At 36.2% G+C, this 25,382-nt stretch carries 18 protein-coding genes; 15 read left to right on the top strand and 3 right to left on the bottom strand.

All coding sequences use genetic code 11. From position 1 onward, the window contains the following. The first annotated feature begins 8 nt into the window (after positions 1-8). The 6 genes from pglX (at position 9) to CBF33_RS04640 (ending at position 12,521) form a co-directional block, all read left to right on the top strand. Entirely contained in the window at positions 9-3,569 is a 3,561-nt protein-coding gene (pglX, locus tag CBF33_RS04665; protein ID WP_126762083.1) for a BREX-1 system adenine-specific DNA-methyltransferase PglX, read from the top strand. Between the two features lie 26 nt (positions 3,570-3,595). Then, on the top strand, positions 3,596-6,148 hold the full coding sequence (pglZ, locus tag CBF33_RS04660; protein WP_126762080.1) for a BREX-1 system phosphatase PglZ type A: 2,553 nt from the start codon (positions 3,596-3,598) through the stop codon (positions 6,146-6,148). 15 nt (positions 6,149-6,163) lie between these two features. Next, complete coding sequence (gene brxL / locus CBF33_RS04655; RefSeq protein WP_126762078.1) at positions 6,164-8,206, top strand: protease Lon-related BREX system protein BrxL; 2,043 nt, start codon at positions 6,164-6,166, stop codon at positions 8,204-8,206. Positions 8,207-8,278: 72 nt separating this feature from the next. Then, on the top strand, positions 8,279-8,770 hold the full coding sequence (locus CBF33_RS04650; protein WP_126762076.1) for a hypothetical protein: 492 nt from the start codon (positions 8,279-8,281) through the stop codon (positions 8,768-8,770). Between the two features lie 63 nt (positions 8,771-8,833). Then, positions 8,834-9,820: a restriction endonuclease gene (locus tag CBF33_RS04645; RefSeq protein WP_126762074.1), complete on the top strand. Its 987-nt coding sequence runs from the start codon at positions 8,834-8,836 to the stop codon at positions 9,818-9,820. A 91-nt stretch (positions 9,821-9,911) separates the two neighbouring features. Further along, positions 9,912-12,521, top strand: coding sequence for a KAP family P-loop NTPase fold protein (locus CBF33_RS04640; protein ID WP_170167752.1), 2,610 nt, complete (start codon positions 9,912-9,914; stop codon positions 12,519-12,521). Between the two features lie 83 nt (positions 12,522-12,604). Here CBF33_RS04640 and CBF33_RS09585 read toward each other — a convergent pair whose 3' ends face one another. Then, the gene (locus CBF33_RS09585; protein ID WP_211329526.1) at positions 12,605-12,886 is read right to left on the bottom strand and encodes a hypothetical protein; all 282 of its coding nucleotides are present in this window, start codon (positions 12,884-12,886) and stop codon (positions 12,605-12,607) included. A 243-nt stretch (positions 12,887-13,129) separates the two neighbouring features. On the opposite strand from CBF33_RS09585, the gene CBF33_RS09660 reads away from it, so the two are divergent. The 7 genes from CBF33_RS09660 to CBF33_RS04605 all read left to right on the top strand — a co-directional run bounded on the left by CBF33_RS09660 (position 13,130) and on the right by CBF33_RS04605 (position 22,139). Continuing rightward, a complete protein-coding gene (locus tag CBF33_RS09660; RefSeq protein WP_023606997.1) occupies positions 13,130-13,261 on the top strand; it encodes a hypothetical protein in 132 nt (43 codons plus the stop codon). A gap of 39 nt (positions 13,262-13,300) precedes the next feature. Continuing rightward, a complete protein-coding gene (locus CBF33_RS04630; protein ID WP_126762069.1) occupies positions 13,301-14,281 on the top strand; it encodes a choloylglycine hydrolase family protein in 981 nt (326 codons plus the stop codon). Between the two features lie 103 nt (positions 14,282-14,384). Next, positions 14,385-15,344: a tRNA dihydrouridine synthase gene (locus tag CBF33_RS04625; protein WP_126762067.1), complete on the top strand. Its 960-nt coding sequence runs from the start codon at positions 14,385-14,387 to the stop codon at positions 15,342-15,344. A gap of 110 nt (positions 15,345-15,454) precedes the next feature. Further along, positions 15,455-15,958 (top strand): VanZ family protein, encoded by a 504-nt coding sequence (locus CBF33_RS04620; protein ID WP_023607000.1) that lies wholly within the window; start codon positions 15,455-15,457, stop codon positions 15,956-15,958. Between the two features lie 124 nt (positions 15,959-16,082). Beyond that, the gene (locus CBF33_RS04615; RefSeq protein ID WP_126762065.1) at positions 16,083-17,759 is read left to right on the top strand and encodes a formate--tetrahydrofolate ligase; all 1,677 of its coding nucleotides are present in this window, start codon (positions 16,083-16,085) and stop codon (positions 17,757-17,759) included. Positions 17,760-18,193: 434 nt separating this feature from the next. Further along, positions 18,194-20,464 carry a glycoside hydrolase family 2 protein gene (locus CBF33_RS04610; RefSeq protein ID WP_126762063.1) on the top strand — a complete coding sequence of 757 codons (2,271 nt, stop codon included), beginning with the start codon at positions 18,194-18,196 and terminating at the stop codon, positions 20,462-20,464. 10 nt (positions 20,465-20,474) lie between these two features. Continuing rightward, on the top strand, positions 20,475-22,139 hold the full coding sequence (locus CBF33_RS04605; protein WP_126762061.1) for a protein O-GlcNAcase: 1,665 nt from the start codon (positions 20,475-20,477) through the stop codon (positions 22,137-22,139). Between the two features lie 58 nt (positions 22,140-22,197). Here CBF33_RS04605 and CBF33_RS04600 read toward each other — a convergent pair whose 3' ends face one another. After that, positions 22,198-22,686 carry a nucleoside 2-deoxyribosyltransferase gene (locus CBF33_RS04600; RefSeq protein ID WP_126762059.1) on the bottom strand — a complete coding sequence of 163 codons (489 nt, stop codon included), beginning with the start codon at positions 22,684-22,686 and terminating at the stop codon, positions 22,198-22,200. A 147-nt stretch (positions 22,687-22,833) separates the two neighbouring features. On the opposite strand from CBF33_RS04600, the gene CBF33_RS04595 reads away from it, so the two are divergent. Next, entirely contained in the window at positions 22,834-23,991 is a 1,158-nt protein-coding gene (locus CBF33_RS04595) for a 3D domain-containing protein (RefSeq protein ID WP_126762056.1), read from the top strand. A 93-nt stretch (positions 23,992-24,084) separates the two neighbouring features. Then, positions 24,085-24,651, top strand: a complete 567-nt coding sequence (locus CBF33_RS04590; RefSeq protein WP_126762054.1) for a GNAT family N-acetyltransferase — start codon at positions 24,085-24,087, stop codon at positions 24,649-24,651. Positions 24,652-24,723: 72 nt separating this feature from the next. On the opposite strand, the gene CBF33_RS04585 is transcribed toward CBF33_RS04590, so the two are convergent. Beyond that, positions 24,724-25,382 (bottom strand): IS3 family transposase (locus tag CBF33_RS04585; protein WP_126762052.1); only part of this gene is annotated, 659 nt, incomplete at its 5' end.

Here is a 25,382-nt window from a genome sequence, read left to right as displayed (position 1 = left end):
ATGATTTCATGAATCAAGGAAAATTAAAAACATTTGCAGTTGAAGCGCGAAGAGAGCTACTTGAAAAAGTAGCTCTTCAAGCTAGAAAAATTGGCGTTACTAAAGATAGTATAAAAGATGCTAGTGTAGAAAGTTCAGATGCTTTAATTATTAATGGGCAGCATTTATCAAAAGAAGAAAGAGTTCAAAGAAACAAACTAATTCGCCGAATCGATGAAACCAGTTTTGAACAAGTGATGGAGGAAGCAGCTTATACTTGGTTCAACCGATTTGTGGCTTTGCGATTTATGGAGGTCAATGATTACTTACCAACTAGAGTTCGTGTTTTATCTTCTTTAGATGGTGGAATTGAACCGGATATGATGAAGGAAGCTTTATCTCTTGGTCTAGATATCGACAATGAAAAAGTGTATGAAATGAAATTAAATAATCATGATGATGAGCTATTTAAATACTTGATTATCGCTCACTGTAATGACTTAAACGATTATTTACCATTCATGTTCGGTACAATTGAAGATTATACTGAAATCCTCTTCCCAGAAGGTTTATTAAATACGGATTCATTTGTACGAAAAATGACAAACACGGAAGTATTTCCTGAGGAAGATTGGTATGAAGTAGAAATCATCGGTTGGTTATACCAATATTATATTTCTGAAGAAAATGAACGATTAATAAGTGCTAAAAAAGCGTATAAACCTGATGAAATCCCAGCAGTTACCCAATTATTTACGCCAGAGTGGATTGTTCGCTATATGGTACAAAACACCATTGGTAAGCAATGGGTGGAAGCTCATCCTGAAGACAGAGACTTAATTGATAACTGGGAATATTACTTAGAAAACACGAATCCTTCAGTGGAAGAACAAGAAGAGTTAGATAAACTAGTTGATAGCGAGTTAAAAGTAGAAGATTTAAAGTGTATTGATCCGGCAATGGGTAGTGGACATATATTAGTCTATATGTTTGAAGTTCTTAGAGAAATCTATATCAAACAGGGCTATACGAATCTTGAAATTCCTCGCCTAATTATTGAAAATAATTTATATGGATTAGACATTGACGAGCGAGCATATCAACTTGCAGCTTTTTCTGTTGTTATGAAGGGTATGAAATTTAATAATGGATTACTTCGAGATATTGAACGAAATGGTCTCAAACTAAATTTAGTAGCAATAGAAGGGACAAGTGATTTTACAAAAGAAGATATTCAATTCCTTGCTGGCGAAAATGAAGGTAATAGCTACGATAAGGTGCATACATTTATAAAGAAATTTGAGTACGCCAAAGAAATAGGGTCACTTTTAATAATTGAAGATTTTGATGCAATTTTTTTAGAAGAAAGACTTAAAAAAATTAGAAATTCTGAATTGAATCTATTAGAGATTGGTATTTATGATAAAGTCGTTGACAGGTTTGAAACTCTAGTAAAGCAATCAAAAATACTCTCAAATACTTATGATATATATATAACAAATCCTCCATATTTAGCGAGAAAGTATCAGACGTCCGCTACTAAAAAATATTTAGCGAGACATTATGATAATGTAAAAACTGATTTGTTTTCTTCATTTATTATTTCGAGTATTAGTTTTACTAAAGAAAATGGGCATGTAGGTTTCATGAGTCCTTTCGTCTGGATGTTTATATCCTCCCATGAAAAACTAAGAACTAAACTGATAGCAGATTCCACAATTAGTAGTTTGATTCAACTTGAATATTCTGGATTTGAAGGAGCTACTGTTCCTATTTGTACGTTTACACTACGTAACAACACTAAAGTTATTCCTGGAGAATATATTCGATTATCGGATTTTGTAGGAGCAAAACAACAGCCAATAAAAGCAAAAGAAGCAATAGAAAATCCAAATGTTACATACCGCTATACTTTCAATCAAAAGAATTTTAAAAAGCTTCCAGGAAGCCCGGTAGCCTATTGGGCTACAGAAGAAGCAGTTAAAGTGTTTAATAATTCGCCTATTGGTTCTGACTTCCCTGTCAAAAAAGGGAGTGATACAGGGAATAATGATCTATATTTACGACATTGGTACGAAGTTAATTTTGAAGATGTAGGCCTCTACCTTAGAAGAGGAGAGGATACTATTGAAAACAACAAAAAATGGGTACCTTACGATAAAGGTGGGGATTTTAGAAGATGGTATGGAAATAATTCCATGTTAATTTTATGGGAAAATGATGGTAAAATTTTAAAAAAAACAAAAGCAAATCTTCGAAGTAAATATTTATTCTTTAAAGATCATATAACATGGAATGCTCTTACTTCTTCAGTTACAAGTGCTAGATATTCTGATTATGGTGCTTTGTTCGACTCTGCTGGCTCATCTATGTTCCCAAAGAAAATCCATTTGTATCTAGCCTTTATGAACTCAATAGTTGCAAGTAAACTTTTAGAGTATTTAAATCCAACTTTAAATTATGGAGCAGGAACAGTTAGTAAATTACCGGTTGTAATTTTAAATAACTCTACTGAAGAAAAGGTTGAAGAAATGTCGTTAGAAAATGTCGAACTATCTATGGAAGATTGGAATTCTGTAGAGACTTCTTGGAATTTTAAAGAGTTACATTTATTGAAATACCAGAAAAAGTCACTATTAATTGAAGATAGCTATAATATTTGGATTAAAATAACAGATGATAGTTTTAAGCAACTTAAAGAAAATGAAGAAGAGTTAAATCGTATCTTTATTGATATATATGGTTTACAAGATGAATTGACTGCTGAAGTTAGTCCTCGAGATGTTACGATTACCAAAATATATAACGAAACTAAAGATATTCCTGAAGAAATTAAAGGAAATCAATATGTACTGACGAAAAAAGATGTCATTCAACAGTTTATTTCTTATGCAGTAGGGTGTATGTTTGGTCGTTATTCTTTAGATGAAGAAGGTTTAGTCTATGCTGGTGGAGAGTTTGATGCTTCTAGATATGAAACATATAGTGTAGTTGAAGATAATATTATTCCAATTACTTCGGATGTCTTTTTAGAAGATGATTTGGTCAATCGATTTATTGAATTTGTTGAAACAGTCTATGGCAAAGAAACGCTTGAAGAAAACCTTAATTTTATTGCTGAAGCATTGGGTCAAAAAAAGAATGAATCATCAAGAGACACTATTCACAATTACTTCTTAAAAGATTTCTTTAAAGATCATGCGAAAATGTATAGTGTGACCGGTAGTGGAAGACGTCCGATTTATTGGAAGTTTACTTCTGGTAGAGAGAATGCATTTAACTGCTTTATATATATGCATCGTTATGACAAAACAACGATTTCTCGTATCCGTACGGAGTATTTACACGATGTCCAACAACGATTAGAAACAAGAAAAATTGATTTGGATCAAATTTTAAATAGTGATGCAAGTACGACAGAATTGAATAGAGCAAGAAAAGAAATGAAAACTGTTGAAAAGCAGTTAGCTGAATTAGTGGCTTATGATGAAAAATTACGCCATATGGCGGATCAACAAATTGAAATTGACTTAGATGACGGTTTTAAAGTCAATTATCCAAAATTTAAAGGATTAGTAGAAAAAGTTTAATTTAACAAAGAAAGGTTAGTGTAGGGATGGATCTTAATCAAATCGAATCCACATTACAAAAAATGTTGGATAAACCACTCGAAAGTTATGAAAAACGACGTGTTATTTTTTGGGAAGATCAACAAGAGGAATTTAAAGATGATTGGGATTCTATTAAATTAAAAAATGTAAAGTTACAAGAATTAACCAATGATAACCAATTTTATATCAAACATCTTTTAGAAGCTGAAGATTTAGATTCGAGTTATTTAATTTACTCGAATCTAGATTTACAATCTGAAGATAACTGGTTACTTGATATGGTTCTTTATTCACAATCATTTAAAGCGAGTCGGATTGATTTGATTATGAATGAACTACAAATTGATAGTTCTTTAAGACCGACTATGGAAAGATATGCGGTGTTCTTTGATAATAAAGTTCGGTATCGAAAGTTCAAAAGCTATGCAGGGGCTATAAAATCTGAGGCTGACATCGAACTTCGGATGATTAGTGCTTTATGTAATTTAGATATACCAAGTTTTGAGAGAGCTATAAGAACTATCTTGATCGAGTCCTTAGAAGATAATAATAAATATTTAGAGGCTATCAGAAAGTTCTTCTATATCGACCGGTTCTGGGAATTAGTAGGTAGTCATTATGGTTATATTCGTGAAGAGAAATCCTTAAAGACACTCTTCATGCATTTAATCATCTCAGCTTTAAGTTTCCAAATGGACGAAGAAGATTTAGCGTTGTTAAAAAACTTTATTGTATTAAGTCATACAGGGGACTGCTATATTCTTATTGATCATTGGATGCAGAATCAAAATGATACATTACGATTTGAAGAATATGCGCGACAAATAGAGAAGGAAATTAAATTACAAGAAATTATTCAAGAATTACCGCTTGAGAAATATGAAAATGTAGATATTTTTCCAATGATTGATCAAGAAATTATCCTTTATATAGCTAATGCACTTTTAAAAGACTTGGAAGATTTTGATAAATACTTATCGATTATTGAAAAACGACGCCCCAAACATTACTTTGAAAAGTATGAGAATATTTACGACACTTTATTCTATACAATTAAAATTTTTGAGTTCAGAAAAGAGTTTGACCATGGCTTACCTCAGGGTACAGCCGAAGATATTTTCCATGCGTATGAAAAATCTTATTACCGCATGGATAATTACTATCGTAAATTTTACTTGGCATATGATATGAGTGAAAAGTATGAGTTTGTCAACAAGCTTCAAGAAAAAGTCGAATACCTCTATATACACTGGTTTATTGGTGAGTTGGGAGCCAATTGGTCTCAAGCTGTTCGGACAGATTTAGTTGAGGACTGGAACTTAACAGGTGTGAAGAAACAACAAGACTTCTATAGAGACCACGCATCATCTCGAATTGCAAGAGGAGAACGTATTTTTGTCATCATTTCTGATGCGATGCGTTATGAAATCGCGACTGATTTAGTCGAACGATTAAATACCGAAACAATCGGTTCAACTGAAATCGAACCGATGCTAGGGATTGTACCTTCGATTACTAAGTTAGGTATGGCTGCTTTATTGCCGTATCGTTCTTTAGATATTGACTCTTCAGGAAAAGTAATAGTAGATGAGGAGCCAATAGAAGGCTATGGTGCTCGTAAGAAATTTATTGAAAATAAAATAGAAAATAGTCTTGTTTATAAATATTCAGACTATATGGCATTAAATAAGTCTGAAAAATCTGAGACGTTTAAAGGACTTAATTTGATTTATATCTATCATGATACGATTGATGGTATAGGTGACAATTCAGCCACAGAAAATCGAGTGTTTAATGCAGCTGACAGCTCAGTCTCTGAGTTATTTGACCTGATTAATTCAATCCGAAATGACTTGAGCGGAACCAATATTTATATCACTTCCGATCATGGATTCTTATACCAAAGAAGTCCTTTGGATGAGACTGAAAAAATTGCGAAAGAGTTAGATAAACCTGTCGAATCTTCAAGACGATATGCATTATCAAATAAAGAACAAGAACTAAATGGTCAAATCCGTATAAATGTCGGGACCGTTTTAAACAATGAGAATGATTTACAGTTATATATTCCAAATGGATCGATTCGCAATCGAATTCAAGGTCCAGGAGCGAATTTTGTACATGGAGGAGCGAGTCTACAAGAAGTTGTCATCCCACTGATTACATTCAAAAATAGAAGAGCAACACAAAAAGGAGTAAAGGCTGTCGATAAAGTGAATGTAGAATTAACAAGTCGCACCCGCTCAATTACCAATAAACTCTTTACACTTCAGTTCTTCCAGAGTGAAAAAGTGGAAAATAAAAACATTACGCGAACGGTAAATGTTTATATGGAAGATGAAAATGGAATCATCATTTCAAACATCGAAACCATTATCGCGAATAAAACAAATGAAAACTCAGAGGAGCGTATGTTTAGTAAGCAGTTTGCCCTAGAAACTATGGAATTTGATCGTAACAAAGATTACTTTTTGATCATTAAAGATAATGAAACTAATCAATATACAGCCAAGATTCCATTTAAAATTAATTTAGGTATCGTCAATGATTTCTTTTAAGAATGAGGTGTAAGGTTGGAAAAAGCAGCACTAGATTTAGATGATAAGTTAAATGAACATTTTGCTGGTCGGGTCGTGAGAAAAGACCTGACTCAGCTGATTAAAGAAGGAGCAAATGTTCCAACATTTGTGTTGGAGTATTTATTAGGGATGTTTGCGGCTACGGATGATGAAGCAAGTATGCAAGAAGGTGTGAACCGAGTAAAGAATATCCTTGCTGAAAACTATGTTCGTCCAGATGAAGCAGAAAAAATTAAATCTCGAATCAGGGAACAAGGGCAGTACTCTGTGATTGATAAAATTACTGTTCGACTCAATTCAAAAAATGATAGATATGAATCAGAATTCTCAAACCTCGGGCTAAAAGGTGTTGAAATGCCTTCTTCATATGTTAAAGAGTATGACAAACTTTTAGCTGGTGGAATTTGGTGCATGATCAAGTTAGATTATTATTTTGATGAAGAAGTAAGAGATAATAATCCATTTATCATCTCGAATTTACAGCCCATTCAAATGCCAAATATGAATATGGATGAAATATTTAAAGGTCGTGACCAATTTACAAAAGAAGAGTGGATTGATGTTTTAATTCGGTCGATTGGTATGGAGCCCACGCAATTAGAAGAACGTGTAAAATGGCACTTACTATTGAGGTTAGTTCCATTAATTGAGAATAACTATAATTTAGTTGAATTAGGACCTCGAGGAACGGGTAAATCGCATGTCTATAAAGAGTTATCACCCAACTCGATCTTAGTCTCTGGAGGACAAACAACCGTAGCGAATTTGTTTTATAACATGTCTACTAGACAAGTAGGATTAGTTGGACTATGGGATACAGTTACATTTGATGAAGTAGCAGGGATTAATTTTAAGGACAAAGATGGCGTACAAATTATGAAAGACTATATGGCTTCAGGTTCTTTTAGTCGAGGGAAAGAAGAAAAATCTGCTTCTGCCTCAATGGTCTTTGTAGGGAATATTAATCAAAGTGTAGATTCACTCGTTAAGACTTCTCATTTATTTGCGCCGTTTCCCGATGCAATGCGAAACGATGCAGCATTTTTCGACCGTATTCACTACTACTTACCAGGTTGGGAAATTCCTAAATATCGTCCGACTTTCTTTACTGACCGTTTTGGATTTATTGCCGACTACTTAGCAGAATTTATGCGTGAGATGCGAAAGCGTTCATTTGCTGATGCCATTGATCAATATTTCTATTTAGGAAATAATTTAAATCAACGCGATACGATTGGTGTTCGAAAAACCGTATCTGGCTTACTAAAGTTAATTTATCCACATGGAAAATTTACGAAGGTAGAAGTAGAAGAAGTATTGGACTATGCTTTAGAAGGCCGTCGAAGAGTAAAAGAACAATTGAAGAAGATAGGTGGCATGGAATTCTATGATGTCATGTTCTCTTACATCGATAAAGAAACCACTGATGAGCACTATACTTCTGTTCCTGAACAAGGTGGCGGTAAATTGATTCCAGAAGGCATGAATAAGCCTGGTCACGTCTACGTAGTCGGTAGAGGAAGCTCTAATATGATTGGAGTCTATAAGCTTGAGAATCAAGTTGTAAGCGGTACTGGGAAGTATGAAAAATCGGGTGTAGGAAGCGATCGAGAAGCGAGAGAAAGTTTAGATACTGCTTTCCGTTACTTTACCGCCAATATTAAAAGTATTAGTAGTTCCATCAGTGTCAAAACAAAAGATTATTTGATGCACATTGAAGATATGCAAGGAATCGGCCTAACGGAAGAATTAGCTGTAGCAGAATTAATTGGTCTAAGCTCAGCTGCTTTAGATCGTCCACTTCAAGAAAGTTTAGTGGTGATAGGGAATATGACGATGGGTGGAACCATCTCTAAAGTGCCCGAATTTGCGAATACCTTGCAAGTGTGTGTAGATGCAGGAGCCAAGAGAGTATTATTGCCTTCATCATCAGTTCAAGATTTACAAACAGTCCCATCTGATTTATTAGTCAAGATCCAACCGATTTTCTATTCAGATCCACTTGATGCAGTCTATAAGGCGTTGGGTGTGGATTAGTTTTTTTATAAAGTCACTTTAATAATTTCGATTATAGCCAATGATAACGAATGAACTAGTGGGGTAGAAAATATGAAAATAATAAGAGTACCTAAGAAACCGTCTGCTTGGAAAGGTATAAGAGCAGAGGACGATAATAAAGTTACTAGTTATACGAGCAATCAAAAAAAACAAACAAGAGAAATGACTCAAGAAAATTACGAGAAAAGTGTACGTAGAAGCAATGATTTATATTTATATTGTAAAAAAACCTACGAAATGCCTTCTAGTAAGGAAAAATATGCCCAAATAATGAAAAAAGACTATTCGAACTTCAATGAGGACTATTATATTAAAATTTTTGATATCTTCACAAAATTAATTGATAATAAAAATGTTAGTCATATAACTATTGAAATGTTTAAAGATATCAACAATATATTCATCCAAATAGAAGGAGATTATAGTCATGAAATTGTTATTAATGTCGCGCAAAATCTCAAAAAACATATATCTACTAGAAAAAAAGTAACAAAGAAAATGAAATCTTTGTTAAGTCGATGTAAAAAAGTATTAAATAGTTGATTTTAGCTATTTAATCATATTTATAGTGAAATACTCTTTAATTATGGAAGAGGAGTTTATATATTGAATACAGATTGGAAAAAACTAAATCTGTCATCTAGTGGCCTACCAACATGGGATTCTTTCATACCTTATATATTAGAAATATTACATAATGGAGAAGAAACCACGAGAAAAGTTATTGTAAATCGCGTACTTGATTATTTAGGCCTACCTGATGATTTAAGAAGCAAAGAGTACTCGAAAAGTAAGAGTGGACAGAGTATCCTAGCTAATCGAATAGGTTTTGCGTTAGCTGATTTATATAAGGCAAATGCGATTAATCGACCTAAACGGGCAGTTTATCAAATTACAGAAAAAGGTAAGTCGTTATTAACACAATACGGTGATACATTAACGACTGAAATTTTGCAAGAGCAACCAGAACATAAAGCTTACATGGAAGAACTCGAATTAAGAAATAAACGGTCTGAAGGTAAATCAAAAGTTAGTCCTGGGAATAACGTAAGTTTCACTTCTTCAGATGAGGAAGATAATCCTCAAGAAATTGTCGAGAGATTAATTAATGAACGGAATAATGAAGTAGAAATCGAGTTATTAAATAAACTACGTGAAACAGATCCCATCTTTTTTGAGAAACTGGTTGTGAAATTATTAGACACTATGGGATATAGTGGGAAAAATAGTAATGTTACAGTAACTACTCAATCAAATGACGGTGGTATCGATGGCATAATTAATCAAGATCCCCTAGGAACAAGTACTGTTTATTTACAAGTGAAAAGATATGCTGAACAGAATGTAGTTGGGAGACCAGCAGTGCAAGGTTTCTATGGAGCATTAGCAAGTGTTAACGCTGATCGAGGTGTATTTATTACCACCTCAAGCTTTTCAAAAGGTGCTTTAGAGTTTGCGAAAAATCAAGGGATCGTATTGATTGATGGAATTCAATTAACTGAGTTAATGATTGAATATAAAGTCGGAGTTGAACCTGCACAAGAATATGTTGTGTATCAAATTAATTATGATGATTTTGAATTTGAGGAATGAAATAAGTCTATACTGTATTGAGAGAAGATATTTTCAAGATTTTTGTCTTTTATTGAAGTATACGAAATTTATTAACTTAAGGAGATATAGATTGAGAGACAGACTCAAAAGAAATAAAGAAAAATTTAAAATGTCTTTAAAAGATATAAACGAAAGGTATTCCCTAATAAATTGTCTATTATGGTCGACAGTACTTTCTCTGGCATTATTTGTTATAGACAAAAAGAACTTAGTCACAAGTCGTATTGGGGGATTAGAAGATTTTTTAATTGCAGTCATTTTTATAATTTTAATTGGGATAGTATTACTATCCAAGTTGAACTTAAATAAGCTGATGGAATATCCATTTGTAAATGTTATAGATAAATATTTATTTATCGCTCTAGGAGTAACATTAATAATGCAGGTGATTTTCTTCATTGGTTATGAAAATATGTTTAATTATACGTGGGTGAACTTACTAGTGATATCTATTGTCTTAGTGTTAATTTACAATAGAATTAATAAGATTGTATTAGAAAAACAAGTACTTGAATCAAGCGTAGTTGACTTACAAGATATATTGGAGGGAAAAGTCACCACTGATAAGCCATTTTTAGTCCGTGAGAGTGAAGTTGACTATGACTTATTATCTAGAGATATACTTATAAGTGATTTGGTCAATTGGATAAAAAATTATCAATCTAATGAGAGATTTGTCGTAGGAATTGAAGGTGAATGGGGGTCCGGGAAATCAACGCTTATAGAAAATGTTATAAGTACAATTAAGTCAGAGGATACGGAAAATGAATTTATTGTAATTGATGATTTTGAGCCATGGTTATCTGAAAATAAGGTGGCATTATTAGAGAATTTGTTGAGCCGGATATTACGTAATCCACAATTAAAAATTTCTGACGAAGATGTATCAAAAATTATCGATAATTTTACGAATTTAATATTTGGTCGTAAATTCTCAATAGACTTTAAATTTGGGGAGAAGGATACAGAACATAGTGCTAAACAAATAATAGCGGACATAAACAAAATTATAGCTGGAAACAACCAAAAGATAATATTTATCATTGATAATTTAGATCGTATATCAAGTGATAATATGCTGTTATTATTCAATATCATACAAAATGTTCTTGATTTCAATAATCTAATTGTCATCATGTCATACGATGAACATGAAGTAGAATCGGTTCTTCAAGAAAAAAAGATTAGTAGTGGATATTTAAATAAACTAGTGCAGAAAAAAGTGGTTCTGTCTCCACCAAACGAGGACTTATTATTAAACATTTATGTCCAAACAATTGATTCACTAGCAACAATTTTCAAATCCGATACTTTTAGAAATTATCGAATTGATGAAATTCAACGTTTCTTACAGGTTTTAGTAAGCAATAACCAATTAGATATGCGGGAATTTAAACGGTTACTAAATTCCGCCATCATTCCAGTACTATCATCCAGCAGCAAATATCTATTAGATCAACTTGTAATCGAATATATTAAGTTTTCTAATTTTACACTCTACAACCAAATCTTAGTAAATGCTGATTATTTCATTTCAGTGGATCGTGGAACGTATTCAAGGTTTTCTTATTATAGAGATGATGAATTAGATTGTTTGTTCAATACATTCTATGAGGATTTAGAGGAGAAATATATCAAAGGCGATTATGAGTTGAAGCTTCTTGCTTTGATTTTTCCTAACATAAATATATACAGTAATGGGCATAAACGTAATTATAAAAATGCTGTTAGTGGTTTTCGCTCTAGTCCTGACTATATTGAAATTCAAAAAAATAAAAGAATATGCAGTGGAAAATTCTTTGAACTTTATTTTACATTAAATTACAATTATAACTCTGCTATAATAGATAGCATAGATGCCTCAATGATGGGCTTAAAACGTAAGTCAATTATAATTCCAAAAATTGTCGAAGGAATAATAAAGTATCCAGCAAATGCACAACATGATTTCATTGAAAATTTTGAGTATTACATCGATGAATTGGAAAACAATGAACTTACTCAATTTGCAATAGAGCTATTAGATCAGTATTTTGACTTTAAAAGTAACAGAGTATTTTTTGGGCTCGATATAGACGAAAGGATTGCAATAGTGGTTTCAAAGATCTTTGAAAAAATAGATTTTAAAGACTATTGTGATATTCTAGATATGTATATTGAAGATCCTAGATATCTCGCTGCTATGGATAGAGTCAAACATTGGCTGGATCAAAGTCACACAAGCGATAACACTGAAAAAATGGATTATATTAAATCGAAACAAGAGAATTATATCGATGAATTGTTGTCCACTGATGCAAGTAATTTATTCGACTCTGCTATTTATTCTCAAGGTAATGTGAGGCCTGTGGTGAAATATATTAGTGAAAGAGACGATTTTGACCATAGAGAGTATATTAATCAAAGTCTAAATAGTGACACGGTATTTAGAATAATAAATGACTTGATTGGTGTGAGTAGTGGGTCCCCCAATAGTTATACTTATCATATAGTTTCTAATCCTGACGAACATGCGGATGTAAAAGCGGTGGAAGATGTATTAACAAACACAGAGCCAAAAAACGAAAAAGAACAATTTATTAAGGAAGTTTTCCAGGAGTATTTAACTGGAGAAAAAGATATGTTTGGAACACCAAAAGGAATAAAAACTACAGAATCTAAAGATTTAAGGTTTGTTTGATGCGAATGAAAATATTAATGTTGTCTCAATAAAACATAGGCGTATGCGCGAAAATTTTGTACTAACCATTACCAAAACCATTACTATATAGCTTGTAGCGTTGATGTGAAGGGATTCGAATGAGCCCCCTCAGCTCCTACTGTGATAAGTATGTACTCTTTCCCTTTTACTTCTGCCGAGCTAACTAAACATAGACCTGCTTTGTCTGTAAAGCCAGTTTTTCCGGTTTCATCTACCAGAATCGCACTTTGACTGTACATTTTCTTGCCTTTCAGATGAAAAGTGCCTGTTTGATAAAAAGTGACACCTTTAAATAGGATAATCCCAACTAATAGTAGACCGATTAACGCTCTGATTTTTTTCACATTGACATCTCCAGTTGTTATTTTAATGACTAAATACTATCATAGTTATTTTTTTAATAATATTGTACTTTAGTCGCAATTTTATTTTGAAACCTTTATAAAAACTTCAAAGGTCTTTCGTTATTTTATCGTAATTATTTTTTAATTTAAGAGTGTCAATCAGATTTGCGATAGGCTCTTGTAAAATGTTATGATAAAAACGAGTGTTACAACACTTAGTCTAAAGTAATAGTGAGGAACAACATGAACGCAAAAGAAAAAATGCAAGCTATCATTGACGCTAAACAAACAACCGCACGTCAAACGCAAACCAAAACGGCTCCGAAAAACGACCGGAAAAATATGCGTAAAGGGCCTAAAATTTTTAATAAGTAACAGTGCTGGGCGTGGGGATTTAATAGAGGAGTGGTAAAAATGTGTACAAGTATTACCTATTTCAATCAGTCAGGCAACTTTTTTGGTCGAACGATGGATTTTGGTTTTCAGTTAGACGGGCATCCTTTAGTTATTCCACGTCAGTATCAGTGGCAACCTATTTTAGCACCGATGCAGACGACGCGTTATGGTTTTGTGGGTACGGGTCGTCGTTTAGAAACGTATTATGTAGCAGACGGAATGAATGAAGCAGGTTTGACTGTCGCAGAGCTATATTTTTTACATGAAGCACACTATCATGACACTCCGGCAGAAGGTAAATTTAATTTAGCCCCACAAGAACTCATCATGTGGTTGTTGGGTGAGATTAAAAATATAGCTGAGTTAGAGGTGCGACTACCCGAGATTCATTTAGTTAGTCGCGAAGTGGCACTTTTAGGGATAGTCCCACCACTTCATTTTAGTGTGACAGACGCGACGGGTCGTAGTGTGGTATTAGAAACGAATCGCGGCGAGTTAGAAATGAAAGAAAATCCTGTAGGCGTGATGACGAATAGCCCCGAATTTGAGTGGCATTTAAAGAATTTAAATAACTATTTAAGTTTACGTCCAGTTAATTTTGAACATCAGACCATCGGATCTCATGTTATACAGCCTTTTGGGCAAGGTTCCGGAACGTATGGCTTACCTGGTGGGCATACATCACCTGAGCGTTTTGTACGCGCAGTTTATCATCGTCAGCATATTGACACGGGCAGTACTTCTGATGAAACGATTAATGCCTTGTTTCATTTGCTTAACAGTGTGTCGATTCCTAAAGGGGTTAATATAAAGGATGATGGCTCTATGGATTATACGCAGTATTTATCGGTGTATGATAGTCAACAAAAACGTTATTATTTTAAACCTTATCACGCGCAACAGGTTTATGATGTGGTTTTAACAGAAGCCTTATTGACTGCTTCTGAACCAACCGAGTTTAAAGTGCCGACAGCGTTTAAGTCGAACTCTCTAATATAAAACGATACAAGAAGCAAAGATTTATTTTGCTTCTTTTTTGTATTATTAGTATAATAGCAATGATTTTTAACGATGTCGTAAGGTATAAGAATGGAGTAGAAAAATGAAAGAAAATTTTTGGGCAACATTACCGAAGCCTTTTTTTATATTAGCACCGATGGAAGATGTTACGGATGTCGTGTTTCGTCATGTCGTCAAGGAAGCTGGCGCACCAGATGTCTTTTTTACTGAATTTACTAATTCGGATAGTTTTTGTCACCCAGATGGCAAGGAAAGTGTACGAGGACGTCTTGTCTTTACTGAAGATGAACAGCCGATTGTGGCACATATTTGGGGAGATAATCCTGACTTTTTCCGTGAAATGAGTATGGGTGTCGCTGAAATGGGTTTTAAAGGCATTGATATTAATATGGGATGTCCTGTCCCAAATGTTGCGGGGCGTGGAAAAGGGAGCGGACTTATTTTAAGACCTGATGTGGCTGCCACATTAATTGAAGCAGCGAAAGCTGGCGGCTTGCCTGTCAGTGTGAAGACACGGATTGGCTATCATGAACATGGCGAGATGACGGCTTGGATTACTCACTTGCTGGAACAAGATATTGCTAATTTGTCGATACATTTGCGGACGCGAGATGAGATGAGTAAAGTACCCGCTCACTGGGATATGATACCCGAGATTATGGCGATACGTGACCGTGTCGCTCCTCAAACGTTGATTACGATTAATGGCGATATTGCGGATCGTACAGCTGGTTTGGCTCTAGCAGAGAAATATGGTGTGGACGGTATTATGATTGGTCGTGGCATATTTAAAAATCCTTTTGCTTTTGAAAAAGAACCGCGCGAGCATAGTACAGAAGAATTATTAGGCTTACTTCAGTTACAACTTGATTTACAAGATCACTATGCGGAGATGGTGCCACGCTCAATCATTGGCTTACATCGTTTCTTTAAAATTTATGTCAAAGGTTTTCCTGGCGCGAGTGATTTACGAGCTAGTTTGATGAATACAAAGTCGACAGATGAAGTGCGAGCGTTGTTAAAGGAGTTTTTTGACGAATAATAAGGCGTATTAAAGTGATAAAAATAAACAGGTTACATCTAAAGTCCGATTTTGACTATCGGGCTTTTTTGGTATGATGAAGGTAAGAGAAAAGATGAGGGGCAACGTGTATGAAGAAGGGTAAGTATTTATTGTTGGTATATTTAATCGTATTAGTCTGGATTTTGCTGTTTAAGTTTTCGATTTCGGCAGATGATTTTCGTGAAATGATGCAGTTAAACATGCGTCGGATTAATGTCATTCCGTTTGGCGACTCGGCGAAAGTAAATGGCATGATTGATCGTAGTGAGTTGTGGAATAATTTTTTGATTTTTGTCCCGTTTGGTGGCTTATTAGGTATTGTGGCTAAAAAAAGTAATGTCTGGCAAAAAATCGGTTATCTATTTATTTTTAGTTTTATGATTGAGTTAATGCAGTATTTATTACAAATCGGCGCGTCGGATATTACGGATATTCTGACAAACGTGAGTGGAGGAGTGTTAGGTATGGGTGTGTATGCCTTGTTACGTCGTCAATTTCCTAATGGTAAATTGGATGAACGATTAGTTATGGTAGGAAGTGTCTTACTATTACTTTCGGTTGGGTTATTGTTAGCGGTCATTCTGATTAATTAAAAACATGCGTTTTTACGCATGTTTTTTTTACGTCATGGGGATTGAGGTGTTATAATACGTTTAGTAGGAGCATGTGAAATGAAAGGATAGAAGCACGAATTTATTAGGAAAAGGAGAGGTTAAAATGTCACATTTGTCAGATATTGAAATTGCTAACCAAGTCAAGATGAAGCCTATTCACGAGATTGCCTCGCAGTTAGGGTTATCGGAAGAGCAGTATGATTTATACGGACGTTATAAAGCTAAGATTGATCACCGTGAGCTTGAGCGCCGTTCTCAAGACGCTGATGGGAAGCTGATTTTAGTGACAGCGATGACGCCTACCCCTGCTGGTGAGGGGAAAACAACGACCTCTGTTGGTCTAGCAGATGGCTTGCGTCAGATTGGAAAAAAAGCAATGTTAGCGTTGCGTGAGCCTTCACTTGGCCCTGTTTTCGGTATGAAAGGCGGAGCTGCGGGTGGTGGCTATGCTCAGGTTGTCCCAATGGAAGATATTAACTTGCATTTTACAGGTGATTTTCATGCGATTGGGGCGGCCAATAATTTGCTAGCGGCAATGTTGGATAATCACATTCATCATGGCAATGCATTAGAGATTGATACACGTCGTATTACTTGGAAACGTGTCGTCGATATGAACGACCGTCAATTGCGTTATATTGTGGATGGATTGCAAGGGAAAGCAAATGGTGTACCTCGTGAAGATGGTTATGATATCACTGTAGCGTCTGAAATTATGGCTGTTTTATGTTTAGCTCATGACTTGGAGGATTTAAAAGAGAAGTTACGTCGTATTATTGTGGCCTATAATTTTGCAGGAGAGCCTGTGACAGCCGGTGATTTGAAGGCTGAGGGCGCTATGGCGGCGTTGTTAAAAGAAGCGATGAATCCTAACCTCGTCCAAACGTTGGAACATACACCTGCGTTAATTCATGGGGGTCCTTTTGCTAATATTGCTCATGGTTGTAATAGTTTGTTGGCTACGAAGTTAGCGTTAAAGCTTGCTGATTATACTGTAACAGAAGCAGGGTTTGGTGCGGATTTAGGCGCGGAGAAGTTTATGGACATAAAATGCCGCTTGGGATCTGTTCAGCCGGATGCGGTTGTATTAGTCGCAACCATTCGTGCTTTAAAAATGCACGGTGGGGTCGCACTTGCTGATTTAGGAACAGAAGATGTGTCGGCGGTTGAAGCTGGTTTACCGAATTTAATGAAGCATATTGCGACGATACAAGAGGTATATGGTATGCCGGTTGTAGTCGCGATTAATCAATTTCCAACAGACACGATAGCTGAGCAAGAGGCGGTTGAAGCAGCTTGTCGTCAATTAGGCGTAGAAGTAGCCGTTTCAGAAGTCTGGGCTAAAGGGGGTAAGGGAGCGATTGAGCTGGCTGAGAAAGTAGTTTCCTTAGCAGAGCACGCATCGACTTTCCAATATGCCTATGACTCAGAAGATTCGATTGAAACGAAACTTAATAAGATTGTCCAAAAAGTGTATGGTGGAAAAGGTGTGGTTCTCTCTCTTGCTGCGAAAAGAGAAATGGCCAATCTCGAGCGTCTTGGTTTTGGTACGTATCCGATTTGTGTGGCGAAGACTCAGTATTCCTTTTCAGATAATCCGAAGTCACTAGGAGCGCCAGAGGATTTTGAGATTAATATTAAGCAGTTGAAAGTGTCAGCGGGGGCTGGATTTATTGTTGCTTTAGCAGGCGATATGATGACGATGCCAGGTTTACCAAAATCACCGGCAGCAGAGCGGATTGATATTGACCGCGATGGAAAGATTACAGGTTTGTTTTAATAGTCATATAGTGTGTTATTTTAAAATGCTGAGAAACTGGATATTCAGTTTCTCAGCATTTTTTGTTGCACAAAAAAATAGTCCTAAGCAAAGCTTAGGACTATTTCAAAGGAATCTCCCTCAGAGGGTACCAAGGGAGAAAGGAGATTTTTATTTACTTTGGAGGAGTAAATAATGAAAAGTTTTGTTAGGGTTGTTTGTTGGTATGTCTATATAATAGACCTTAAATATGAAAAAAATGTGAATAAATGTTATTAAAAAGATGAAATAAGTGTTATGAAAATAAAAATAGTAAAGATTGTCAATGTGTAATAAAAATTTGCTTGGTGTTTTTTGTGATTTTGGTTGCGTTTCCATAAAGTTTGCTATGATGATACTAGTTAGTTATTGTCCGACAGAATCGGTCATACAGAGAATGAAAGAAGGGAAAGCGCATGCGTAAAAAAGAACGAATGAATTATCATTGGTATTTTAAAGAAACGTACCAAGTTGGAGATGAATTTAAGACTGTCGATGAGGTTCTACAGTTGACAGAAGTGAGATTACCACATACGACAGAACTATTACCTTTAAACTATTTTGATGAAAAATGCTATCAAAAGAAAAGTTGTTATTATTATATACTCACTCAAGAAATTGGAGAAGCGACCTATATTCGTTTTGAAGGGGTAATGGGTTACGCCAAACTTTATTTGAACGGTCAAGAAGTATGTCGTCACAAGGGAGGGTACACGCCTTTTGAGTATCGCTTGCCTGAAAATGTAACGGAAACGGGTCCAGTGGTGCTTGCTGTAGTAGTTGACGGTAGTGAACGGTCAGATATTCCACCTTTTGGAGGGACGATAGACTATCTCACTTATAGTGGGATTTATCGAGAAGTAGCACTAGAATATCGTTCTACTAACTTTATTCAGCATCCCTATCTTCAAACCACCCGTCACAGTGAAGGGGTTTATGATGTGCGTTTAGCAGGAGAATGGGTCAGTCTGACCGAGGACGCGAGTAAAACACTTACTGTTACAGTTGCAAAAGATAATCAGACGCTAGTTAAGAAGTATTTTCAACTAGATAAATCAGGCGAGTTTGCATGTGAACTAGGCGTGCTAGCCAATGTAGAAGAATGGGATTTAACACAACCTTCTTTATATGACGTGACAGTATCGATTGGTAAACAAGATGATTATGTGTTTCGTCATGGTTTTAGGGAAGCTCTTTTTACCGACACAGGCTTTTATTTAAATGGTGAATTAGTGAAGATTCGTGGTCTTAACCGTCACCAGTCTTTTCCTCACACGGGCTATGCTATGCCTGATAGTGCGCAACGACGGGATGCGGATATTTTAAAATATGAGTTGGGATTAAATTTGGTAAGAACGTCTCATTATCCTCAAGCGCCTGCGTTTTTGGATCGTTGTGATGAGATAGGTTTGCTTGTTTTTGAAGAGATTCCCGGCTGGCAATATATTGGCGAAGGGGAATGGCAAGAGGTATTGGTTGAAAATGTCCGAGAGATGATTTTACGAGACCGTCACCATGCATCGATTGTTTTGTGGGGGGTTCGTGTTAATGAATCTTGGGACCACCATGAATTGTATACTCGAACGAATGAGATGGCTAAAAAAGCTGACCCTAGTCGTCAAACAGGCGGCGTGCGTTACATGGAAAACAGTGACTTTTTAGAAGATGTTTATACGATGAATGATTTTATTTATGACGGTGGTGATAAAGATAAATTATCACGCTTGATTCATGTGAAGACGTATGATGAAACACATGGAAATGATGCTATTACAGTATTACGTGACCCTAAACAAGTAACAGGAAATGCTGAGACTTCTTATATGGTCACAGAATATGCCGGTCATATGTTTCCTACGAAACGATTTGATCAAGAAGAGCGTCTGACAGAACATGCCCTACGTCATGCGGCAGTCTTAAATAAGATGTATGAACAACGTCAGAATAGTGGAGCGATTGGTTGGTGTGCCTTTGACTATAATACACATGCAGACTTTGGCTCAGGTGACCGAATTTGTTATCACGGTGTAATGGATGCTTATCGCGAGCCAAAGTGGGCGGCGAGTGTTTATGCCAGTCAACAATCCCCCGAAGAACGGGTTGTGATGACGCCTCTGACACACTGGACACGTGGTGATCGAAATATGGGAATGAATATGCCTATTTTTGTCTTCACTAACTGTGATGAGGTAGAGTTGCATTATGCTGGTCAGTATATTGAAACCTTTACGCGTCAAGAAGATTTATATCCGTCGTTACCTTACCCACCTATTTTAATTAAAAATATGGATATTATGTGGGGCCATGCGTTTTCTGATATTACGTTTGTTGGAAAAATTGCTGGTCAGGAAGTCGCGCGTCAATCCTATTGTCACAATCCAATTTGGGCGGGATTGAACGTTTACGTGGATGAAGAGCGAGCACTTGATAATCGTGATAGTTGGGATACCGTGCGAGTCGGTATTCAAGCAGTCGATCAAATGGACAATGTATTGCCATTTTTAATGGGAAGTGTCACCATCCAAATTGAAAACGGTGAGCTATTAACACCTGAAACGGTGGCGTTAATTGGCGGGTCAGCGAGTGTATGGGTGCGTTCGCTTAGTCATTGTCACGAAGATATCCAACTGACAGTTCAATCCGGAACATTCAGTCAAAGACTAACGATTCCCGTTAAAAAAAACTAGGAGGAATAAGATGAATCAACTACAACATGCTTTGCAAGATTATCAAGAAGTTTATACAAAAGGTGCCTATCACTTTGTACAAAAGGATAAAATGACCATTAAGTTCGTAGGAAAATATTTTCGTTTTCAGACGGCAACCTCTTTAATTAATGAAGAAATAACGCGTGAAGCGATTCGTTGGGTTAATAATGACACTCAAGAAGAATATGATTTCACTTTGATACATGAGTTTGACCGTCAGATGTCAGGCGACAGTTTTTATTTAGAAATAACATCGGATAAGAATATCGTTGTGCGGACGCAACACATGCGTGGGTTACGTTACGCCATTGAAGCATTGATGAAAGGAGTGACTAGACGTGGCGATTATTGGTGTGTTCCGATTGTCACGGTAGCGCACGAGCCGTCATTTAATATGCGTGGGGTAATTGAAGGGTTTTACGGGATTCCTTGGACACATGAAGATCGTCTAGACGTTATCCGATTCTTAGGAGAAGAGCGGATGAATACGTATATGTATGCGCCGAAAGATGATGAACTTCAGCGTAAAAAGTGGCGTGAGCACTACCCTGAAGCTGATTTAGAAAAATTTAAAGAGCTGTTAGCCGAATCTGAATCACAAAATGTTGACTTTTATTACATGATTAGTCCAGGAAATGATATTGATTATACACAACCAAGTGAAATAAAAGTTCTAACGGATAAATTAAAACAAATGATTGATTTAGGAATTCGTAACTTTGGTTTGTTGTTAGACGATATTGACTATATTTTAAAAGGACAGCCAAAAATTATTTTTGAACATTCAGCGATTGCGCATGCTTTTTTAGTCAACCAAGTAAATGACTACTTGAAACACACACTAGCGACGTATACACTGGTCGCCTGCCCGACAGAGTATGATAATCATCATGATTCTTTATATCTAGAACTTTTAAATGAGCATTTGGCTCCAGAAGTCCCATTGTTTTGGACGGGACCGGCAACGTTGGCTTCGCATATTCGCACGGAAGATATTCAAAAAATGGCGCAAGCGTATCAACGTCCGATAGTCGTTTGGGATAATATTCCCGTGAATGACTATTTGAAAGACTATGAGTTACTTTTCTTGAGCCCGTATGAGAGTCGTTCACCACGTTTAGCAGACACTCAGTATCAAGTAGTAGGTGTTGTTTCAAATCCGATGGCGCAGTGGGAAGCTTCTAAGCTTACGATTCTAAGTATGCGCGATTTCCTATGGGATAGTGATGGGTTTAATTTGGACGCGTCTTGGCAAGACATTATACAGCATTATGTAGGAGAAGAATTTGCAGAAGCGATGCTGACATGGGCAGCCTTTAATCCTAATCATTTCACGCGTGAGACAGTTTCATTGACGCAATCGTTGGCATTGATGAATGAGGACGAAGAACAAATTGAAGCCGAATTAAGACGGCTCTATCAAGCAGCACAGAAACTTCATTCGTTTCCAAATGACGCGTTTCAAAAAGCGGTAGGACCGTGGCTAGTTCGTGCGGAAAAAGATTGGGATGTGTGGCAAGCTTATCGTGCGGGAGATGTAGAAGGGGTTAGAGAAAAACTGATAGCTTTACAGGACTATCCACATCGTATTGGCACTGATCTTATTGCTCGCTATGTAGCACCTAAGGTAAAGGAAAGAGAATCAAGTAAGTAGCAGAAAAACGTGAGTGGTATGCGTATTTAGAGCATACTTCTCACGTTTTTATACGGATTTAAAGTGTGTCATAGAATGAGGCAAGTGTCTCAAAAAATTCTGTTTCACTCGCGACTACTTTACCATTTAATTTAATCAAGCCAATGGTGTAGAGGTTCGCATAGGAAAACTGAGATTCAGCGACTTCTTTTAAGGCCGCAATTTTTTCAGGGTTGTCGGCTCCTTGTTGACGACTATCCGTATACAGACCGACAACTGGAATACCAGCTTGATAAGCAACCCCAATTTCTGAAGCAACCCCAACGTCAATGGTCGCACCATCTAGGACGGCTATCATAAGGCGGCTATCTAATAGGGCATTCGTGTCATACATGGCAATTTTTTTAGAGTCAGCATATTGCTGCTTGTCATTGATATCGCCTTGTTCTTGTGGCACATAGAATGTTTCATTTGGAAAATGCTCGCGCAGCTTTTTGACGAGATACTCGTTATAAAAGCGTTCCATATCTGAGAAGAGCGGGGCAGCATAGTATGTTTGGGTTGACATTTTACTTCACTCCTATAAAATAGTTAATGTTGTGTTTAAAGCGTACATCATATCGTAACATTTTGTAAAGAGATTGTTACATATGATAATTATTAAAGTCGTATAATATTGGAGAGAGAATGAAACGTGAGAAAGGTGTTGTATTAAGTGAATCCTAAAAAGATGATGACTTATCTTTTATTAGCTTGTTTGTCGCTAACCTCATTTAGTGTCCCTGCCTATGCAGAATCAACACGTGAGATAAAAGAAAAAGAACAACAAGTGAAAGATGAGTCGGAACAAATAGATTCAATGATTACTAATGTGATGGCTTCTATTAATAAAAAATACGAAGCAATAGCTGAAATTGAAAAAAATATTGCATCATCAGAAAAACGTATCGATGAAACTCAAAAAGAGATTGGTGTAACGAAAGCTACGATTGCTAAACGAAAAGAAGTTGTAGCAGAACGTTTGAAGGGCTTGCAATTAAAGGGAGCAAGTCGTGAGGGGATTCAAACGATTTTAGAAGCAGAAAATTTATCTGACTTTTTAAGTCGGGCGTATGCCGTGACGGTAATGCAATCGGCAGAATCAGAAAAAATAGCGTCATTATTCGCAGAGCAAGAGCGTTTGACGACATTAGAAACAGAACTGGAAACAACTCAAAAAGAATTAAAAACACAACAAGCATCTGTTAAAACAGAGCAACAATCATTAGACTCTGAGATGGCTGGATTGGAAGAGAAGTTAGCTGAAAATAATACGGTGTTAAAAGATTTAACAGACCGACGAATCGCGCAAGAATCTAAAGAGCGTCGTGAACGTGAAGCGCAAGAAAAAGCGAAACGTGAACAACAAGAAAAGGTGCGCAAAGAGAAAGAAGCAGCGGAGAAAGCAGCACAAACAGCTAACACGGAGAGTGCTACGACAGCACCTTCTCAACCAGAAACAAGCGAAGCACCTCAAACAGAAACAAAGCCAGCGCCAGCACCAACACCGGCGCCGGAAAAACCAGCAGCTCCTGAGCAAAATCAATCAGCTAATATGCTTTCTGGTCAAGCGACAGCGTATATAGCAACAGGAAATAAAACGGCAACAGGTACTGTACCTGCACCACACCGTACGATTGCGGTTGATCCTTCGGTTATACCGCTTGGCTCACTTGTACAGATTGAAGTCCCAAGTAACCCAGCTTATTCAGGAGTTTACCGTGCGGAAGATACAGGTGGCGTTGTAAAAGGTCACATTATTGATATCTTTGTAGGCAGTCAAGGCGAAGCAGTAAACTTTGGCCGTCGTAGTATTTTATTTAAAGTCTTATAAGAGAAAGGTCAAGACTGTTAGAGCAGTTTCTTGACCTTTTTTTAAATATCCGTTAGATTAGAGCATAGGTGACAATATTTAGGAGGAACAAAGATGATAAGAGAAGCAAGATTATCGGATGTTGAACAAATCATCCCTTTAATTATGATTATTTTAAAAGATATGGAATTAGAGTTTTTACTAAAACATGGGGAAGAGAAAGTAACGGAGATATTACGCGAAGGATTCCGTGATGAAACTTTCCGTTACGGGTATAAACGTGCGGTAGTACTAGAAGAAGATAATGAGATTTTAGGGGTCGCGTTTGGTTATATGGAACATGAAGAAGCGATTATCGACTTACCATTGACGGATGTTTTTAGTCGCATGGGAATTGATGAGAGTGAGAAAATGTTTCATGATAAAGAAGCCAGTCCAGAAGAATGGTATCTGGATAGTTTAGCTGTTCGAGCGGATCAGCGCGGTAAGGGAATTGGTGCCCGTTTACTTGAAGCATTACCAAACTTTGCGAAACAACAAGGTGCAGACCGCATTGGATTGAACGTAGATAAAGAAAATCCACGTGCCAAAAAATTGTATCATCGTGTTGGGTTTGAAACAGACGGTTTAGTAACAATTAGTAATCATTTGTATGACCATATGTCATTGTACTTAGACTAAAAAGAAAAACGTGAAGCAAGTTTGAGCTTGGGAACTGACCCATTAAAATGGGACAGTATCAAAAAAGCTTTCTTATTGGGTTACAGATTGCCGATATTCTATCGGTGACTTGTAGCCCAATTTTTGTTGAATTCGTGTTTTATTATAATACTTAATGTAATCTATCACGATTTGAATTACAATAGATGTAGGCTCATTATTGAGTCTATCGAGATAGAACGTTTCAGACTTTAGAGAGGAATGAAACGATTCGATGCAGGCATTATCGGCAGGAGTCCCTTTACGGGACATACTCATGGTAATGCCTCTTTTCGTTACTTCTTGCTGATAGGTGTAAGATGTATACACAGAGCCTTGATCACTATGTAAAATACAATCATTAACTTCTGGTAGTTGATTTAATGTATCTAATACAAAATTTACATCTTGTTTATCGCTAATACTATAGGCGACTATCTCTCCGTTATATAAATCCATAATCGAGGATAAATACATCATTTTAGAGCCAAAGGGTAGATAAGTGATATCCGTTACTAATTTTTTAAAGCGCTCTTCACTTTTAAAATTCCGGTTTAATACGTTGTCACATATTTTATGAACCTTGCCAATTCTCTTTATCTTTTTTACTTTTACACGGCAATTCCAACCATATTTCTGCATTATTTTTTGAACGGTATTTTTGTTTATAATTTGAGTTCTTCTTATCACTTCGGTGACTCTTCGATAACCAT

The organism is Vagococcus lutrae, from assembly GCF_003987555.1.
GTDB classification, from domain to species: domain Bacteria; phylum Bacillota; class Bacilli; order Lactobacillales; family Vagococcaceae; genus Vagococcus_A; species Vagococcus_A lutrae.
The sequence above is the reverse complement of the archived record's forward strand: the minus strand, read 5'-3'. Positions and strand labels throughout refer to the sequence as shown.

Bases quoted from the DNA above. Each gene is read 5' to 3' on its own strand.
- CBF33_RS04605 (WP_126762061.1), top strand. From the start codon at position 20,475: ATGAATCAACTACAACATGCTTTGCAAGATTATCAAGAAGTTTATACA.
- CBF33_RS04620 (WP_023607000.1), top strand. From the start codon at position 15,455: ATGAAGAAGGGTAAGTATTTATTGTTGGTATATTTAATCGTATTAGTC.
- pglZ (WP_126762080.1), top strand. From the start codon at position 3,596: ATGGATCTTAATCAAATCGAATCCACATTACAAAAAATGTTGGATAAA.
- pglX (WP_126762083.1), top strand. From the start codon at position 9: ATGAATCAAGGAAAATTAAAAACATTTGCAGTTGAAGCGCGAAGAGAG.
- CBF33_RS04590 (WP_126762054.1), top strand. From the start codon at position 24,085: ATGATAAGAGAAGCAAGATTATCGGATGTTGAACAAATCATCCCTTTA.
- CBF33_RS04600 (WP_126762059.1), bottom strand. From the start codon at position 22,686: ATGTCAACCCAAACATACTATGCTGCCCCGCTCTTCTCAGATATGGAA.
- CBF33_RS09660 (WP_023606997.1), top strand. From the start codon at position 13,130: ATGAACGCAAAAGAAAAAATGCAAGCTATCATTGACGCTAAACAAACA.
- CBF33_RS04610 (WP_126762063.1), top strand. From the start codon at position 18,194: ATGCGTAAAAAAGAACGAATGAATTATCATTGGTATTTTAAAGAAACG.
- CBF33_RS04650 (WP_126762076.1), top strand. From the start codon at position 8,279: ATGAAAATAATAAGAGTACCTAAGAAACCGTCTGCTTGGAAAGGTATA.
- CBF33_RS04615 (WP_126762065.1), top strand. From the start codon at position 16,083: ATGTCACATTTGTCAGATATTGAAATTGCTAACCAAGTCAAGATGAAG.
- CBF33_RS04625 (WP_126762067.1), top strand. From the start codon at position 14,385: ATGAAAGAAAATTTTTGGGCAACATTACCGAAGCCTTTTTTTATATTA.
- CBF33_RS04630 (WP_126762069.1), top strand. From the start codon at position 13,301: ATGTGTACAAGTATTACCTATTTCAATCAGTCAGGCAACTTTTTTGGT.